A 16441-nucleotide genomic window follows, 5' to 3' on the forward strand; every position below is an offset into this window, starting at 1 on the left:
GGCCCTGTCGCTTACTGCGCGCGCTCGGCCAGGATGGCCACCGCCGGCAGCTCCTTGCCTTCCAGGAACTCCAGGAAGGCGCCGCCGCCGGTCGAGATGTAGCTGATGTCGTCGGTGATGCCGTACTTGGCGATCGCCGCCAGCGTATCGCCGCCGCCGGCGATCGAAAACGCCTTGGACTGGGCGATGGCTTGGGCCAGCGTCTTGGTGCCGTTGCCGAACTGGTCGAACTCGAACACGCCGACCGGGCCGTTCCACACCACGGTGCCGGCCTGGGCGATGATGGCGGCCAGCTGTTTGGCAGCGTCCGGGCCGATGTCGAGGATCATGTCGTCGGCGACCACTTCCGCCACGTTCTTGGTGGCCGCGGCGGCGGTTTCGGCGAATTCCTTGGCGCACACCACGTCGGCCGGCAGCGGCACGTCGCCGCCGCGGGCGCGGATCTTGGCGATCACGCGGCGGGCGTCTTCCACCAGATCGGCCTCGGCCAGCGATTTGCCGATGGCCTTGCCCTCGGCCAGCAGGAAGGTGTTGGCGATGCCGCCGCCGACGATCAGCTGGTCCACCTTGTCGGCCAGCGCTTCCAGGATGGTCAGCTTGGTCGACACTTTGGAGCCGGCGACGATGGCCACCAGCGGGCGGGCCGGCGCCTGCAGCGCTTTGCCCAGCGCGTCGAGCTCGGCCGACAGCAGCAGGCCGGCGCAGGCGACCGGCGCGAACTTGGCCACCGCGTGGGTGGAGGCCTCGGCGCGGTGCGCGGTGCCGAAGGCGTCGTGGACGAAGACGTCGCACAGCGCGGCGTAAGCGCGGCCCAGCTCGTCGTTGTTCTTCTTCTCGCCCTTGTTCAGGCGCACGTTCTCCAGCATCGCCACTTCGCCCGGCGCAAGCTCGACGCCGGCGTGGAAGTCGGCGATCAGGCGCACCGGCTTGCCCAGCAGCTCGGACAGGCGGGCCACCACCGGCGCCAGGCTGTCCTCCGGCTTGGGCTCGCCCTCGGTCGGACGGCCGAGATGGGTCATCAGCAGCACGGCGGCGCCGGCCTTCAGGCAGTGTTCGATGGTGGGCAGGCTGGCGCGGATGCGGGTGTCGTCGCCGATCACGCCGTTCTTCAGCGGCACGTTCATGTCCACGCGGATCAGCGCGCGCTTGCCGGAAAGATTCTGTTCGGAGAGTTTGTTGAATTTCATCGTTTCACTCACTCGGTTTGGATGCGGAACGGTCCGGCAAGCGGCAGGCCGCCGGTCTTGCGGAACAAGCTAGGGCGAAACCACGGGCAATCCGTTTCGACGCGCGGGCTGTTGCAAAATTTCCCGTCCGCCGCCGCCGTATCCGGCGCGCCGGGCGCGCGGGACCGATGATCACCCCTATCCGGCAGTGTATGCCGATTAGGCGGCGTCACTTTAACACCAATCAAATTTTTTGCGCGCTTTATGTAACAAAACAACAGGGCGAATGGCATGAAACCGCCGCCCGCCCCGTCGTTTCCCGCCCGCGTCAGCGGCCGAACATCGCGCGCGCGGTGCGCAGCATCTGGCAGCTGAAGCCCCACTCGTTGTCGTACCAGGCCAGCACCTTGACCAGATTGCCGCCGGTGACCTTGGTCAGCGTGGCGTCGAAGGTGGAGGCTTCCTCGGTGTGGTTGAAGTCGCCGGACACCAGGGGCAGGGTGTTGAAGCCCAGGATGCCCTTCATGCTGCCCTTGGCCGCGCCCTGCAGGATTTCGTTGATCTCGTCCTTGCAGGTGTCGCGCATCGCGGTGAAGGTCAGGTCCACCAGCGACACGTTGATGGTCGGCACGCGCACCGCGAAGCCGTCCAGCTTGCCCTTCAGCTCCGGCAGCACCAGGCCGACGGCCTTGGCCGCGCCGGTCTTGGTCGGGATCATGTTGTCGGTGGCGGAACGGGCGCGGCGCAGATCCTTGTGCTTGACGTCGGTCAGCACCTGATCGTTGGTGAAGGCGTGGATGGTGGTCATCAGGCCCTTCTTGATGCCGATCGCATCGTTCAGCGCCTTGGCCACCGGCGCCAGGCAGTTGGTGGTGCAGCTGGCGTTGGACACCACGGTCATCTCCGGCGTCAGCGTGTCGTGGTTGACGCCGTAGACGATGGTGGCGTCGACGTCGTCGCCGCCCGGCGCGGAGATCAGCACCTTCTTGGCGCCGGCGTTCAAGTGGGCCTGGCACTTTTCCTTGGTGGTGAAGGCGCCGGTGCACTCCAGCACCAGGTCGACATCCAGCGCCTGCCACGGCAGCTCGGCCGGGTTGCGGGTGCTGAAGAACGGAATCTTGTCGCCATTCAGGATCAGGTGTTCGCCATCCTGCTCGACGCTGCCGGGGAAACGGCCGTGCACGGTGTCGAACTGGGTCAGGTGGGCATTGATGTTCAGATCGCCGGAGGCGTTGACCGCCACCACCTTGAAGTCGTCGTGCAACTTGTTTTCGTAGATGGCGCGCAGAACTTGGCGGCCGATGCGGCCGTAACCGTTGATGGCGAGGCGGATGGTCATGCTTCTCTCTTCTCCAGGGTACTGAATGTAGTGCCGGCACTACACGACACGGCAAAAAAAGACCACCGAGCCGCCCCGGTGGTCTGTTTACGTCTTAACGCAGAACGGCGCGGATCTTGGCGACCACGTTTTCCACGGTGAAGCCGAATTCCTTGAACAGCTGGCCGGCCGGCGCGGATTCGCCGAAGTGGTCGATGCCGACCACGTCGCCTTCCAGGCCGACGTACTTGCGCCAGAAGTCCGGATGGCCGGCCTCCACCGCCACGCGCGGCAGGCCAGCCGGCAGCACGCTCTGCTGCCAGGCCTTGTCCTGGGCGTCGAACACATTGGTGCAGGGCATGGACACCACGCGCACCGGCACGCCCTCGGCGGCCAGCGTTTCCTGCGCCTTCAGCGCCAGCTCCACTTCGGAGCCGGTGGCGATCAGCACCGCGCGCGCGTTCTCGGCGTCGCGCAGCACGTAGCCACCCTTCTTGATCGCGGCGGTCTGCGCGGCGTCGCGGGCGACGAAGGGCAGGTTCTGCCGGCTCAGCACCAGGCTGGACGGGGTGGTTTTCTGCTCGATGGCGTGCGCCCAGGCCACCGCGGTCTCGGTGGTGTCGCACGGGCGCCAGGTGTGGTGGTTGGGGATGTAGCGCAGCGTGGCGGTCTGCTCCACCGGCTGGTGGGTCGGGCCGTCTTCGCCGAGGCCGATCGAATCGTGGGTGAACACGAAGATCGGGTTGATCTTCATCAGCGAGGCCATGCGCAGCGCGTTGCGGGCGTATTCGCTGAACATCAGGAAGGTGCCGCCGTACGGGCGCAGGCCGCCGTGCAGCGTCATGCCGTTGATGATGGCGGCCATGCCGAACTCGCGCACGCCGTAGCTGATGTAGTTGCCGTTGCCTTCGCCGTCTATCCACTGGCTGCCGGACCAGTTGGTCAGGTTGGAGCCGGTCAGGTCGGCGGAGCCGCCGACGAACTCCGGCAGGGACGGGGAGAACGCTTCCAGCGCGATCTGGCTGGCCTTGCGGGTGGCCACGGTCTGGGCGGCGTCGGCGATCTTGGCGACGGCGGCGGCCTGGGCTTCGGCCCAGCCGGCCGGCAGCTCGCCCGCCATCCGGCGCTCGAACTCGGCGGCCAGCTGCGGATGGGCGGCGCGGTAGGCGTCGAAGCGCTTGTTCCATTCGATCTCGGCGACGGCGCCCTGATCGCGGGCGCTCCATTCGGCGTAGATCTCGGACGGGATTTCGAACGGCGCGTGCGGCCACTTCAGCAGCTCGCGCGCGGCGGCGATCTCGGCGGCGCCCAGCGGCGCGCCGTGGCAGTCGTGGCTGCCCTGCTTGTTGGGGGCGCCGAAGCCGATGGTGGTCTTGCAGCAGATCAGCGTCGGCTTGTCGGCGCTCTTCTTGGCGGTGGCGATCGCGGTGGCGATCTCGGCCGGGTCGTGGCCGTTGACGTTGCGGATCACCTGCCAGCCGTAGGCTTCGAAGCGGGCCGGGGTGTCGTCGCTGAACCAGCCTTCGACGTGGCCGTCGATGGAGATGCCGTTGTCGTCCCAGAAGGCGACCAGCTTGTTCAGGCCCCAGGTGCCGGCCAGCGAGCAGGCCTCGTGGCTGATGCCTTCCATCAGGCAGCCGTCGCCCAGGAAGACATACGTGTGATGGTTGACGATTTCGTGGCCGTCGCGGTTGAATTGGGCGGCCAGCATCTTTTCGGCCAGCGCCATGCCGACGGCGTTGGTGATGCCCTGGCCCAGCGGACCGGTGGTGGTTTCCACGCCCGGCGCGTAGCCGTATTCCGGGTGGCCCGGGGTTTTGGAATGCAGCTGGCGGAAGTTCTTGAGGTCGTCGATGGAAAGATCGTAGCCGGTCAGATGCAGCAGGCTGTAGATCAGCATCGAGCCGTGGCCGTTGGAGAGGACGAAGCGGTCGCGGTCGGCCCAGGCCGGGTTGGCCGGGTTGTGCTTCAGGTGATCGCGCCACAGGACTTCGGCGATGTCCGCCATGCCCATCGGGGCGCCGGGGTGGCCGGATTTGGCTTTTTCCACGGCGTCCATGGAGAGGAAGCGGATGGCGTTGGCAAGCTCGGTGCGGGTAACCATGCAGGTAAAACCTCAAGACTATTGGGAACCGGTACGACGGTCCATCCCTCGCGCTCGATGCTGCTGGCGACAGGGGCACGCCGTCGCAAAACCGCGAGATTATCGCCGATTTTGCCCTTTCCCGGCAACCAGCCGCCCGGGCGCGAATTGAGTACAATCAAGCATAATCGGCAATCAAGCACAGTCGTTCGACATATTCGATCAACATCTCGCGCCCCGCGCGCCTTCCCGGAGAAGCCCATGCAGCAACCCAATAGTCCGCCCACCCATCGCAAAGTCGAAGCCGGCCGCGGCTGGCGCTGGTTCGTGGAAGCCTTCCAGATCGTGCGCCAACAACCGCTGACCTGGGTGCTGCTGACCCTGGTCTATCTGCTGATCCAGATCGCGCTCAGCGTGGTGCCGGTGCTCGGCGATCTCGCCAGCGCGCTGATCGGCCCCTTGTTCGCCGCCGGCTTCGTGCTGGCCGCCGCCAAGTCCGAGCGCGGCGAGGAGCTGGAGCTGGCCGACCTGTTCGCCGCCTTCCGCCTGATGCCCGGCCCGCTGCTGCTGCTGGGCGCGATGATTTTCGGCCTGATGCTGGCCCTGATCGTGATCGGCGTGGCGATGGGCGTGTCCGGCGGCCTGATGGGCGGCCTGCTCGGCAAGGCCACCGCGTCGAGCGCGTCGACCATGGCGACCGGCGGCGCCGTCATCGTGCTGGCGCTGCTGGTGATGGTCGGCGGCGTGCTGGTGGGCATGGCCTACTGGTTCGCGCCGACGCTGGTGGCGCTGAACCGCGTCGAGCCCTGGCCGGCGCTGCGCGCCAGCCTGAAGGCCTGCCTGAGCAACTGGCTGCCGCTGCTGGTGGCCAGCCTGGTGCTGGGCGTCAGCTGCCTGGTGGCGCTGCTGCCGCTGGGCCTGGGCCTGCTGCTGTGGCTGCCGGTGGCCTTCGTCACCGCCTACACCGGCTGGCGCGACGTGTTCGCCGCGCAACAATAAGGTCGCGCCGCGCGACGGACTGCGTTGCGCAGCCAAGCACAACGGGCAGGGCCTGACGGCGCCTGCCCGTTTTCGCGTCCGCGCTCAGCCCTCGACGATGGCCAGCGCGAAGCCGTCGTAGCCCTTGCCGCCCACGGTCTGGATCGCGGTGGCGGACAGCCGCGGATGGCTGCCCAGCAGCTCGATGAAGCGGCGGGTGCCGACGATGGCCGGATCGGGATTGTCCGGATTGGCCACCTCGCCCTGGCGCGCGACGTTGTCGCCGACGATCACCGTGCCCGGCCGCGACAGCCGCAGCGCCAGCTCCAGATACACCGGGTTGTTCGGCTTGTCAGCGTCGATGAACACCAGGTCGAACGGCGCGGCGCCGTCGTCTATCAAGCGTTGCAGCGAGTCCGCGGCGGCGCCCTGGATGATGTCCACCTTGCCGGCCACGCCGGCGCGCGCCAGGTTGGCGGCCGCCACCTCCACGTGCCGCGATTCGTATTCCAACGTCACCAGCCGGCCATTCTCCGGCAGCGCGCGCGCCAGCCAGATCGCGCTGTAGCCGCCCAGGGTGCCGATTTCCAGAATCCGCCGCGCGCCGTGGATGCGCGCCAGCAGGTTCAAGAACTTGCCCTGGTTGGGCGCCACGCTGATCGCCGGCAGCCCGGCGGCGGCGCTGTCCGCCAGCGCCGCCTCCAGCGCGGCGTCCTGATGCACCAGCTGTCGGCAGAAATAATCGTCCACCGCGTCCCATCGCGCTTGCATCGTCATCTCCCGGTTCTCCATCAGGCCACGCCCTCGCCGCCGTGGGCCAGGTAGGCGGGGCGGCGGCGCAGGCGCTCGAAATAGGCTTCGGCTTTCGGCAGGGCCGGCTTGTCGAACGGCGTCAGCAGCCAGCGCTGCACCGACACGCCCAGCGCGATGTCGGCCAGCGTGAAATCCTCGCCCAACAGCCAGACTTCGCCCAATTGCGACTCCAGCACCGCCATCTGCTTGTTCCACGCCGCCGCGCTGTCGGCGATGCGCGCCGGATCTCGGTGCTCGGGGCTGTTGCGGCTCAGCGCGTGGAAGGCGTAGCTCCAGGCGGGATTCAGGTCGGCGATCTGCCAGTCCATCCAGCGCTCGACTTGCGCCCGACCGGCCGGATCGGCGGGCAGCAGGTCGCGCCGGCCGTGCTTGGCGGCCAGATAGCGGCAGATGGCGTTGGATTCGGACAGCGCGACGTCGCCGTCCACCAGCGCCGGGATCATCGCAAACGGGTTCAGCGCCAGGAATGCCGGATCGGAGACCGGCCGCACGCCGCGCCCCCAATCCTCGCGTTCGTAATCGAGACCGATTTCATGGCAGGTCCACAGCACCTTGCGGACGTTGATCGAGCTGCTGCGGCCGAGTATGCGGAGCATGGCGGCTTCCTCTAGATGGGGGAGCCGCCAGTATAATCCGATTCATGCCGTATGATTATTCCGCCGCCGCGCGCGAGGCGGGATCAGGCCTCTTCCAGCCCGGCGCGCAGCAAGCGGGCGTGCAGTACCATGTTCTCCAGCGTCAGCCTGGCCGTCGCGGCCAGGTAGACCAGCATGCGCTTGGCGTCGTCCGGCTCCTCGGCGCGGAACACCAGCTCGCGCTCCAGCAGCGAGTCGACGATCAGTTCGCGCAGATTGCTTTCGTCGAACGGCAGGTCGGCGTAATCGATCGGGTCTTCCGCCTCCACGTCCTCCATCAGGCACAACAGGCTTTCGCGACTGAGCATGTCCATGGTCCCCTCCCGCGTGCGGCCCGCCGGGCCCTTGATTCAGTGTAGCCGCCCGCGCGTTGGCGCTACACTTGGCAACCCAGCAGCCGACGATCACATCCATGCGCAAAGCCGAACGCCTGTTCCAACTGGTCAACCTGATCCGCGCCCGCCAGCCCATCACCGCGGCGGAGCTGGCCGCACGGCTGGGCGTGTCGGCGCGCAGCATCTACCGCTACATCGACGACCTGTCGGTCAACGGTATTCCGGTCTACGGCGAGGCCGGCGTCGGCTACCGGCTGGACGAGAACTTCGAGCTGCCGCCGCTGACGCTGACCTCGGCCGAGCTGGAAGCGCTGACGCTGGCGATGGACATGCTGTCGCGCGCGGTGGGCAACGACCTCAGCCGGGCGGCGCAGAGCCTGCTGGCCAAGATCTACGCCAGCCTGCCCGACGCGCGCGCCAGCGACGGCGACGGCGCGGTGCTGGCGTTCACCGAGCCGTTCGACGCCGCGCACAAAACGCGCTGGGACCAGCTGCGGCTGGCCATCGCCGAACGCGCGCCGCTGGAAATCGACTACTTCAGCCTGGCCCAGGCGCGCACCCGGCGCGCGGTGTTTCCGCTGGGCCTGCTGTACTGGGGCGGCAAGTGGACGCTGGTGGCCTGGTGCGGCCTGCGCGGCGACTACCGCAGCTTCCGCGTCGACTTGATCCAGGCGCTGCGGCGAACGGTCTCCGCGCCGCCGCCGGCCCATGCCAGCCTGGCCGATTACCTCCGCCGCCAGCAGGAAGCGTGGCGGCGCGAGAAGGCTACTGACAATACGCTGTCAGCAGGGGCATTCTAAACTGTCGCATGGGCGCGGCAGTTCCAGCCATTCCGGCGCCCAAAACGAAAGGAAAACCATGCCCTCCCATCCCTTCTGCGTCCGGCTCGCCGTGCAGGACGCCGGCGCCACGCTCGACTTCTTCGAGTCGCTAGGCTATGAAGTCTCCCGCGACAGCGTCTCCCGGCACGAGACGGTGTACGCGATCCGCGAGGGCGGCGCCACGCTGTTCACCGTGCAGCCGCGCGCAGGCGCCTGCGCCTTTCTGCCGCGCTCGGCCCCTGGCCCCTCGCCGGCCAGCGCCGTTTTCTACCTGCGCGTCGACGACATCTTCGCCAAGCTGGACCAGGCGGGCGACAAGATAGACATCATCGCCAAGTACGAGGACGATCACTGCCGGATCTGCTACTTCCCGGACCCGGACGGCTACGTGTTCGCCTTCATCGAGCAGGAGGCGTGCGCGGCCTGACGGCGTCTTTCCCTGCCGCCGCCGCGGCAAGGCCGGGCCTACGAAAACCATGCGTGCCTCTTCGCGGTGCCGGCCTGGCCGCCGGCGCCATTCGTTCGGCCTGAACCTTCCGGCCGCCTAGCCCGCCAGCGCGCCGGAAAACCGGCGCTGCGCTTATCCACAGGCCGGCTTGCGCTCGGGATTTATCCACAGCGCCTCACCGCGGCGGGCCGCGGGCGTCCTCTCCAGGCCCATCCAAGCCAAGGGACGGCCATGACCCGCTTCGCCCTTTGCCGCGCCGGCGCCGGTCCGCAGATGGCCCCGCGCCCCATGACGGCGTATCCTGAAGACATCATCGTCCGCATGCCGGGAGGCGCGAACATGATCTACCCGGACTGGCTGCCGCCGGAAGCCACGCAAATCCTCGTGGTGCTGTTCCTGTCCTTCCTGATCGGACTGGAACGGGAGGAGCGCAAGAGCAACGGCGACCCCTACGCCTTCGGCGGCGTGCGCACCTACCCGCTGATCGGCCTGATCGGCTACGCGATGTCGGCGCTGTCCGGCGGCGAGCTGCTGCCGCTGGCGCTGGGCTTCATCGTGGTGGCCGCCTTCCTGCTGCTGTCCTACTGGCACAAGCTGGACGCCTCCGGCCAATCCGGCGTCACCAGCCAAATGTCCGGTCTGGCCACCTATCTGATCGGCGCGCTGGTGTACCGCGAACTGTTCTGGCTGGCCACCACGCTGACCGTCGCCAGCCTGCTGCTGCTGGAGTTCAAGACCCGGCTGGAGAACCTGGCCCGCCGCATCGATCCGGCCGACATCCTCACCGTCACCCAGTTCCTGCTGCTGGCGGCGGTGATCCTGCCGCTGCTGCCCAACGCGCCGCTGGGCCGCTTCCATGTCAACCCGTTCCAGGCGTGGCTGGTGGTGGTGGCCGTCAGCGCCGTGTCCTACGGCAGCTATTTGCTGCAGCGGCTGCGCCAGGACCGCGGCGGCCTGCTGCTGGCGGCGCTGGCCGGCGGCGCCTACTCGTCCACGGTGACCACGGTGGCGCTGGCGCGCCGTTCCGCCGAGGCGGACGCGCCCAGGTTGTACGCCGGCGCCATCCTGATGGCTTCCGGCGTGATGTACCTGCGGCTGGCGGTATTCCTGGCCTTGTTCAATCCGGCGCTGCTGCAGCGGCTGTGGCCGCCGTTCCTGCTGCTGGCGGCGGCGGCGCTGGCCGGCGGCTGGCTGTGGGCGAAAAGCGGCCACGCCGTGCCTCTGCGCGACGGCGGCTACCGGCCGCACAACCCGCTGGAAATCGGCGCCGCGCTGCTGTTCGCGCTGCTGTTCCTCGCCATGCTGGCCGCCACCCGGCTGGCCAGCCAGTACCTGGGCGCCGGCGGCGTGTACGCGCTGGCCGCGGCGATGGGCGTCAGCGACGTCGACCCCTTCATCATGGGCATCACCCAGTCCACGCCCGCGCTGACGCCGCTGCCGGTAGCCGCCTCGGCCATCCTGATCGCCGCCGCCGCCAATAACGTCGCCAAAGGCGTCTACGCCCGCGCGCTGGGCGCGCGCGAAGCGGGCCGGCAAAGCCTGTGGCTGCTGCTGGCGCTGGCGGGAGCGGGGCTGCTGCCGCTGGCCTGGGTGTGAAACGGGTCCTCGGGGCAGACCCGCGCTGCTACAATGCGCATTCCCATCCCCTGGCTTCCCTCCATGCACCAGCGACTCTGTTCCACCCTTGCCGGCTGGCCTGCACTGGCCTCGCTGTCCCTGCTGCTGGCCAATGACTGGTGGCTGAAACAGCACCATCCCGGCTGGCTCAGCGGCAAGCTGTCCGATTTTGCCGGCTTGGCGCTCGTCGGCATGCTGGCGCTGGCGATCTGGCCCAAGCGCTTCGCGACAGTCAGCGCCGGCATCGCGCTGGCCTGGCTGTGGTGGAAAAGCCCGCAGTCCACGCCTGCGATCGCCGCCGTCAACCACTGGCTGCCCTTCCGGGTCGCCCGCGTCGTCGACTACAGCGACCTGATCGCGCTGTCCGCGCTGCCGCTGAGCCGGCTAGCCGTCGTACACCGGGAACGGCTGGCTTTGGCCGCCCCCGCTTCTCGCCGTTGGCTGGCGCCGCCTCTCGCATTCACCGCCCTGCTGGCCTGCGCGGCATCCGCGACTCCCTATAGCGAGCAGTACAGCGTGCGCACCCGCATCCAGGCCGCGCATCTGGACCGCGCCAAAACGATGGAAGCGCTGAATGCGGTAGCCGCCCAATATCAGCTTCGTTGCCAACAGTGCGATCCGGCACAAGACAAGGGTTTATACGAGGGCAGCACCAAACCCCATTTGCTTCTGCGCTACCAGTACACTTCCAGCCAGGAAATCCGCTTCGATATCTGGGCGGTATTGCCTGGCGTGTTCAACGGCAGCGAGCGCGAGCGGCTGAAAGCGATACGCGGCAGCATCCTCCGCGAGATGGCGCTGCGCATCCCCAAACTGGATTATCTGGAAGCCATCAACTGAGTGTTACCCACAGGCATCGCGCCGCGGAACACTTATCCACAGTTCGCGCACGCCACCCGCCGCGGCAGGCTCAATGCCTATCCGCCAGCGGCGCATGCCTGATCAGACACAGCGTCTGCGGCAGCAAGGCGGCCCACATCAGCGCCAGCAAGGGCAGCAGCAGCCACCAGGCCGCGCCGGGCTGCAGCGCCTGCGACTTGAACGCCGCGTAGCGCGCCAGCGGCGCGGCGAGCCCGCCCAGCATCATCAGCAAACGCGGCGATGGCCGCCAGGACTGCAGCAGCCACAGCCACCAGCAAGCGAAACTCAACCACCACACCATCATCCACAAGGGCAGCGCGCCGACGCCGGCAAAGCGCAGCAGGCCGGACGCAGCCAGCGCCAGATCCAGCAGGCAGCCGACGCCGGCCAGCAGCAGCGCCCGCCCGCGCAGGCCGCTAGGCAGGGCCTCCCACAGCAGCAACGCCGCGGCCAGCGTCACCATCACCCAGCGGTCGCGGCACAGCGTCAGCAGCAGCCACCAGCCGCCGAAGGCGAGGCTGGCGAGAACGGGTTTGATCCAGGGTGTCTTCATCTGAACGCCAACGGTTTTTCTGTCTTCGCCTGCCGCTTGCCATCCGGGCAAGGACGCGCGGTATCGCCATGCCAGGCAGGCTCTTCATCCGGGTAACCGTACAGCCAGACGAATTCGCCGTCGCGGCAGCCAGCCTGCAGGCGGCGCTCGCCGCCAAATTGCGAGGCCAACACCAGTTGGCCATCCTCCTCGCGCCAGCGCCCGTAATCATGGTCTCCCGGCGGAGCGCCACCGTCGTCGGACACAGTCTCCCAGGCGTAATAGCCATTGGCGGCCAGGGTCAGCTGCTGCTGCACCACGGTCAAACCGTAGTACTGCCAGAACTGGCTGCCCTCCTGCGGCAACGCGCGGCCCAGTTCTTCGGCCTGGCGGTTGATGCGCTCGCTTGCGCCGGGCCAGCAGGCGGCAAGCAGGCCGCAAGCGCTTGCGGTCCAGACGACAGCCGCCGCCTTGCTAAACGCGGTTTTCCATTTTGGCATTTGGGTTCTTTGTTTTTGGATTCACGCGGTCCGCCATCCGGCATCAAGCGCCCGGACAATCGCTGGCCAGGCCTCCCCGCCACAAAGTCTCAGCTTCTTTTTCCGCGCCGGGAAGCGGCGGAGGCAAGTCCCAACGATCCTGATGCCAGGCCTGCACTCGTCGCGCCATATCCCTAGGATGGGGAGAGCGGGTCAGATAATACTGCCCCTGAAAACACTGCCGATGCCAGCGTGCCGGCGCTTCGCCGCCGAACTGAGGCTGCAGCGTCAGTTCGCCGCGCGCCTCCTGCCAGTGGCCGACCTCGGCCACATCGACGCGGCCGTCTACGTCGTCCGCCATCGCATAAATCTGGTAACGGCCGTCGCGCGCCAGCTGCAGTTGCGCGCTGTCATGCCGCGGGCCGCTGCGCCAGACTTCGCTTGGCTGCTTGTCCAGGCCTGCGCTCAAGCGTTGCAGGCAGGCGGCGCGGCTCTGCCAGAAACATTCGGCGGGCCGCCTGGACTGTTGCCACAACCACCCGCAACCCAGCAGCATGGCCATCAGCAGCCAGAAGCAGCGCGCCTTACGCGTCATACCCCAGATTGGGCGCCAGATCGCGCTCGGCCTGCTCCAGCGTCACGCCGCGGCGCTGGGCGTAACTGCTCACCTGGTCCTTTTCCACCTTGCCGACGCCGAAGTAGCGCGACGCCGGATGGCTGAAATAGAAGCCGGACACGGCGGCGGTCGGCAGCATCGCGTAGCCCTCGGTCAGCGTCATGCCGATGGCCGGCGCGTCCAAGAGCTTGAACAACTCGGTCTTCACCGTGTGGTCGGGGCAGGCCGGGTAGCCGGGCGCCGGGCGGATGCCGCGGTACTGTTCGTCGATCAGGCCTTCGTTGTCGATCTGCTCGTCGGCGGCGTAGCCCCAGAACTCGCGCCGCACGCGGGCGTGCATCAGCTCGGCGAAGGCCTCGGCCAGGCGGTCGGCCAGCGCCTTGAGCAGAATGGCCGAGTAGTCGTCGTTGGCGTCTTCGAAACGCTTCACATGCGGCTCGATGCCGATGCCGGCGGTGACGGCGAAGGCGCCGATGTAGTCGTCGACGCCGCTGTCCTTGGGCGCGACGTAGTCGGCCAAGGCCCAGTTGGCCTTGCCGTCGGTTTTGGGCAGCTGCTGGCGCAGGCCGACCCAGGTCATCAGGCTGGCGCCGTTGTCCGGGCGGCGGATCTCGATGTCGTCGTCGTCGACGCTCGCGGCCGGGAACAGGCCGATCACCGCGTTGGCGGTCAGCCAGTTCTCGTCGACGATCCGCTTCAGCATCACTTGGGCGTCTTCATACAGCGCGCGCGCCGATTCGCCGACGATCTCGTCGTCGAGGATGCGCGGGAAGCGGCCGGCCAGCTCCCAGCTCTGGAAGAACGGCGTCCAGTCGATGTACTGGGCGATCTCGGAGAGCGGGTAGTGCTCGAAGCGGCGCACGCCCAGCCAGGCCGGCTTGGGGGGAACGTAGCCGGCCCAGTCTATCTTTTCCTTGTTGGCGCGCGCGGCCTCCAGGCTGACCACCTTGCGGTTGGCCTTGTTGGCGTGGCCTTCGCGCGCGCGTTGCTGTTCGGCCAGGTTTTCGGCGACGAAGGCGTCCTTCAGCGTGTCGGACAACAGGTTGGAGCAGACGCCGACGGCGCGGCTGGCGTCCGGCACGTAGACCACCGGGTGCTGGTAGTGCGGGGCGATCTTGACCGCGGTGTGCACCTTGGACGTGGTGGCGCCGCCGATCAGCAGCGGGATGTCGAAGCCCTGGCGCTGCTTTTCCTTGGCGACGTGGCTCATCTCCTCCAGGCTGGGGGTGATCAGGCCGGACAGGCCGATGATGTCGGCTTTATGCTCGCGCGCGGCGTCGAGGATGGTCTGGCACGGCACCATCACGCCCAGGTCTATCACCTTGTAGTTGTTGCAGCGCAGCACCACGCCGACGATGTTCTTGCCGATGTCGTGCACGTCGCCCTTGACCGTGGCCATGATGATCACGCCCTTGGCCGGCGCGTCGGCCAGACCGAGGCGGATCTTTTCTTCCTCGATGAAGGGCTCCAGGTGGGCGACGGCGGCCTTCATCACCCGCGCCGACTTCACCACCTGCGGCAAAAACATCTTGCCGGCGCCGAACAGGTCGCCGACCACGTTCATGCCGTCCATCAGCGGGCCTTCGATCACGTGGATCGGCCGCGCCGACTTCAGCCGCACTTCCTCGGTGTCCTCGACGATGAAGGTGGTGATGCCCTTGACCAGCGCGTGCTCCAGCCGCTTTTCCACCGGCCAGGAACGCCAGGCCAGGTCTTCGCCCTTCTTCTCGCCGGCGGCCTCGCCCTTGAACTTCTCGGCCAGCTCGATCAGGCGCTCGGTGGCGTCGCCGCCGTCCTTGGGCTGGCGCATCAGCACCACGTCCTCGATGCGCGCGCGCAGCTCGGGGTCGACCTCGTCGTACACTTCCAAGGCGCCGGCGTTGACGATGCCCATGGTCATGCCGCGCTGGATGGCGTGGTAGAGGAACACCGCGTGGATGGCCTCGCGCACCTTGTTGTTGCCGCGGAAGCTGAAGCTGACGTTGGACACGCCGCCGGAGATCTTGGCGTGCGGCAGGTGCTGCTTGATCCAGCCGGTGGCCTCGATGAAATCCAGGCCGTAGCGGGCGTGCTCGTCGATGCCGGTGGCGACGGCGAAGATATTGGGGTCGAAGATGATGTCTTCCGGCGGGAAGCCCACCTCGTCCACCAGGATGCGGTAGCTGTGGTCGCAGATCTCGATCTTGCGCGCGTAGGTGTCGGCCTGGCCCTTCTCGTCGAAGGCCATCACGATCACCGCCGCGCCGTAGCGGCGGATCAGCCGCGCCTGCTCGACGAATTTCTCCTTGCCTTCCTTCAGCGAGATCGAGTTGACGATGCCCTTGCCCTGGATGCATTTCAGGCCGGCCTCGATCACGTCCCACTTGGACGAGTCGATCATGATCGGCACGCGGGCGATGTCCGGCTCCGACGCGATCAGGTTGAGGAAGCGCACCATGGCGGCGTGGGCGTCCAGCATGCCCTCGTCCATATTGATGTCGATGACCTGGGCGCCGTTTTCCACCTGCTGCCGCGCCACGTCCAGCGCGGTGGCGTAGTCGCCGTTCAGGATCAGCTTGGCGAAGGCGCGGCTGCCGGTGACGTTGGTGCGCTCGCCGACGTTGACGAACAGGTCTTCGTCGCCGATGTTGAACGGCTCCAGGCCGGACAGCCGGCACTTGGCTTCGATGGACGGCAGCGCGCGCGGCGCGATGCCGTCCACCGCGCGGGCGATGGCGGCGATGTGTTCCGGCGTGGTGCCGCAACAGCCGCCGACGATGTTGATCAGCCCGCTCTCGGCCCACTCGCGCACGTACTCGCCCATCTTCTCCGGCTCAAGGTCGTAGCCGCCGAAGGCGTTGGGCAGGCCGGCGTTGGCGTGCACCGACACGTAAGTGGACGACACCCGGGCCATCTCTTCCACGTAGGGCCGCAGCAGATCCGGCCCCAGCGCGCAGTTGAGGCCGAAGCTGGCGGCGTCGGCGTGGGACAGCGAGTTGTAGAAGGCTTCCGTCGTCTGGCCGGTCAGCGTGCGGCCGGACTGGTCGGTGATGGTGCCGGAAATCATGATGGGCAGGCGGGCGATGGCCGGCCGCTCATCAAAATATTTGTGGATGGCGAACACCGCCGCCTTGGCGTTCAGCGTGTCGAAGATGGTTTCCACCAAGAGCAGGTCGGCGCCGCCGGCCACCAGACCGTCTATCGCCTCGGTGTAGCTTGCCACCAGCTGGTCGAAGCTGACGTTGCGGTAGCCGGGGTCGTTGACGTCCGGGCTGATGGAACAGGTGCGGTTGGTGGGGCCGAGCACGCCCGCGCAGTATCTGGGCTTGGCCGGATTTTTCACAGTCTCCGCCTCGCACAGTTCCTTCACCAGCCGCGCCGCCTCGCGGTTGATTTCCCACACCAGCTCTTCCATCTGGTAATCCGCCATCGCGATGGAGGTGGCGTTGAAGGTGTTGGTCTCGACGATGTCGGCGCCGGCGTCCAGATAGGCCTGGTGGATGCCGGCGATCACGTCCGGCCGCGTCAGCACCAGCAGGTCGTTGTTGCCCTTGACGTCGCAGCGCCAGTCGGCGAAGCGTGCGCCGCGATAATCGGCCTCGGTCAGCTGGTGGCGCTGGATCATGGTGCCCATGCCCCCATCCAGGATCAGGATGCGTTGCGACAGGTGCTGATAAATGGAGTGGGGTAATGGCTTTGTCATGGCGATGGCTGGTATTTTGTCTAAAACGAAATCAAAAGCTGGTAAGGGTTGGCGTCA

At 67.4% G+C, this 16441-nt stretch carries 16 protein-coding genes; 5 read left to right on the top strand and 11 right to left on the bottom strand.

The window, feature by feature from the left end; translation table 11 throughout:
• Nucleotides 1-11 precede the first annotated feature (11 nt).
• From CV_RS00870 to tkt, 4 genes are all read right to left on the bottom strand, one after another.
• Nucleotides 12-1187: a phosphoglycerate kinase gene (locus tag CV_RS00870; protein WP_011133744.1), complete on the bottom strand. Its 1176-nt coding sequence runs from the start codon at nt 1185-1187 to the stop codon at nt 12-14.
• Between the two features lie 8 nt (nt 1188-1195).
• Complete coding sequence (locus CV_RS23255; RefSeq protein WP_131825748.1) at nt 1196-1459, bottom strand: hypothetical protein; 264 nt, start codon at nt 1457-1459, stop codon at nt 1196-1198.
• 35 nt (nt 1460-1494) lie between these two features.
• On the bottom strand, nt 1495-2505 hold the full coding sequence (gene gap, locus CV_RS00875) for a type I glyceraldehyde-3-phosphate dehydrogenase (RefSeq protein ID WP_011133745.1): 1011 nt from the start codon (nt 2503-2505) through the stop codon (nt 1495-1497).
• 94 nt (nt 2506-2599) lie between these two features.
• On the bottom strand, nt 2600-4588 hold the full coding sequence (gene tkt, locus CV_RS00880) for a transketolase (protein ID WP_011133746.1): 1989 nt from the start codon (nt 4586-4588) through the stop codon (nt 2600-2602).
• 240 nt (nt 4589-4828) lie between these two features.
• Between tkt and CV_RS00885 the strand changes: the two genes are divergently transcribed.
• The gene (locus tag CV_RS00885) at nt 4829-5566 is read left to right on the top strand and encodes a BPSS1780 family membrane protein (protein WP_011133747.1); all 738 of its coding nucleotides are present in this window, start codon (nt 4829-4831) and stop codon (nt 5564-5566) included.
• A gap of 84 nt (nt 5567-5650) precedes the next feature.
• Here CV_RS00885 and CV_RS00890 read toward each other — a convergent pair whose 3' ends face one another.
• The 3 genes from CV_RS00890 to CV_RS00900 all read right to left on the bottom strand — a co-directional run bounded on the left by CV_RS00890 (nt 5651) and on the right by CV_RS00900 (nt 7307).
• Complete coding sequence (locus CV_RS00890; RefSeq protein ID WP_011133748.1) at nt 5651-6316, bottom strand: O-methyltransferase; 666 nt, start codon at nt 6314-6316, stop codon at nt 5651-5653.
• A 20-nt stretch (nt 6317-6336) separates the two neighbouring features.
• The gene (locus CV_RS00895) at nt 6337-6954 is read right to left on the bottom strand and encodes a glutathione S-transferase family protein (protein WP_011133749.1); all 618 of its coding nucleotides are present in this window, start codon (nt 6952-6954) and stop codon (nt 6337-6339) included.
• Nucleotides 6955-7037: 83 nt separating this feature from the next.
• The gene (locus CV_RS00900) at nt 7038-7307 is read right to left on the bottom strand and encodes a hypothetical protein (RefSeq protein WP_011133750.1); all 270 of its coding nucleotides are present in this window, start codon (nt 7305-7307) and stop codon (nt 7038-7040) included.
• A gap of 98 nt (nt 7308-7405) precedes the next feature.
• Between CV_RS00900 and CV_RS00905 the strand changes: the two genes are divergently transcribed.
• From CV_RS00905 to CV_RS21920, 4 genes are all read left to right on the top strand, one after another.
• The gene (locus CV_RS00905; RefSeq protein WP_011133751.1) at nt 7406-8128 is read left to right on the top strand and encodes a helix-turn-helix transcriptional regulator; all 723 of its coding nucleotides are present in this window, start codon (nt 7406-7408) and stop codon (nt 8126-8128) included.
• A gap of 58 nt (nt 8129-8186) precedes the next feature.
• Nucleotides 8187-8576: a VOC family protein gene (locus CV_RS00910; RefSeq protein WP_011133752.1), complete on the top strand. Its 390-nt coding sequence runs from the start codon at nt 8187-8189 to the stop codon at nt 8574-8576.
• Between the two features lie 252 nt (nt 8577-8828).
• A complete protein-coding gene (locus tag CV_RS00915) occupies nt 8829-10193 on the top strand; it encodes an MgtC/SapB family protein (protein ID WP_218567048.1) in 1365 nt (454 codons plus the stop codon).
• Nucleotides 10194-10256: 63 nt separating this feature from the next.
• Nucleotides 10257-11054: a hypothetical protein gene (locus tag CV_RS21920; protein ID WP_011133754.1), complete on the top strand. Its 798-nt coding sequence runs from the start codon at nt 10257-10259 to the stop codon at nt 11052-11054.
• 70 nt (nt 11055-11124) lie between these two features.
• On the opposite strand, the gene CV_RS00925 is transcribed toward CV_RS21920, so the two are convergent.
• The 4 genes from CV_RS00925 to metH are packed head-to-tail and all read right to left on the bottom strand — an operon-like array spanning nt 11125 to nt 16384.
• Nucleotides 11125-11628: a DUF2878 domain-containing protein gene (locus CV_RS00925; RefSeq protein WP_011133755.1), complete on the bottom strand. Its 504-nt coding sequence runs from the start codon at nt 11626-11628 to the stop codon at nt 11125-11127.
• Complete coding sequence (locus CV_RS00930) at nt 11625-12107, bottom strand: hypothetical protein (RefSeq protein WP_011133756.1); 483 nt, start codon at nt 12105-12107, stop codon at nt 11625-11627. The genes CV_RS00925 and CV_RS00930 overlap by 4 nt, the downstream gene beginning before the upstream one ends.
• 43 nt (nt 12108-12150) lie before the next feature.
• The gene (locus CV_RS00935) at nt 12151-12681 is read right to left on the bottom strand and encodes a hypothetical protein (protein WP_011133757.1); all 531 of its coding nucleotides are present in this window, start codon (nt 12679-12681) and stop codon (nt 12151-12153) included.
• A complete protein-coding gene (gene metH / locus CV_RS00940; protein WP_011133758.1) occupies nt 12671-16384 on the bottom strand; it encodes a methionine synthase in 3714 nt (1237 codons plus the stop codon). Before metH ends, CV_RS00935 begins: the two co-directional genes overlap by 11 nt.
• Nucleotides 16385-16441: the final 57 nt, after the last annotated feature.

This window comes from Chromobacterium violaceum ATCC 12472, from assembly GCF_000007705.1.
GTDB classification, from domain to species: domain Bacteria; phylum Pseudomonadota; class Gammaproteobacteria; order Burkholderiales; family Chromobacteriaceae; genus Chromobacterium; species Chromobacterium violaceum.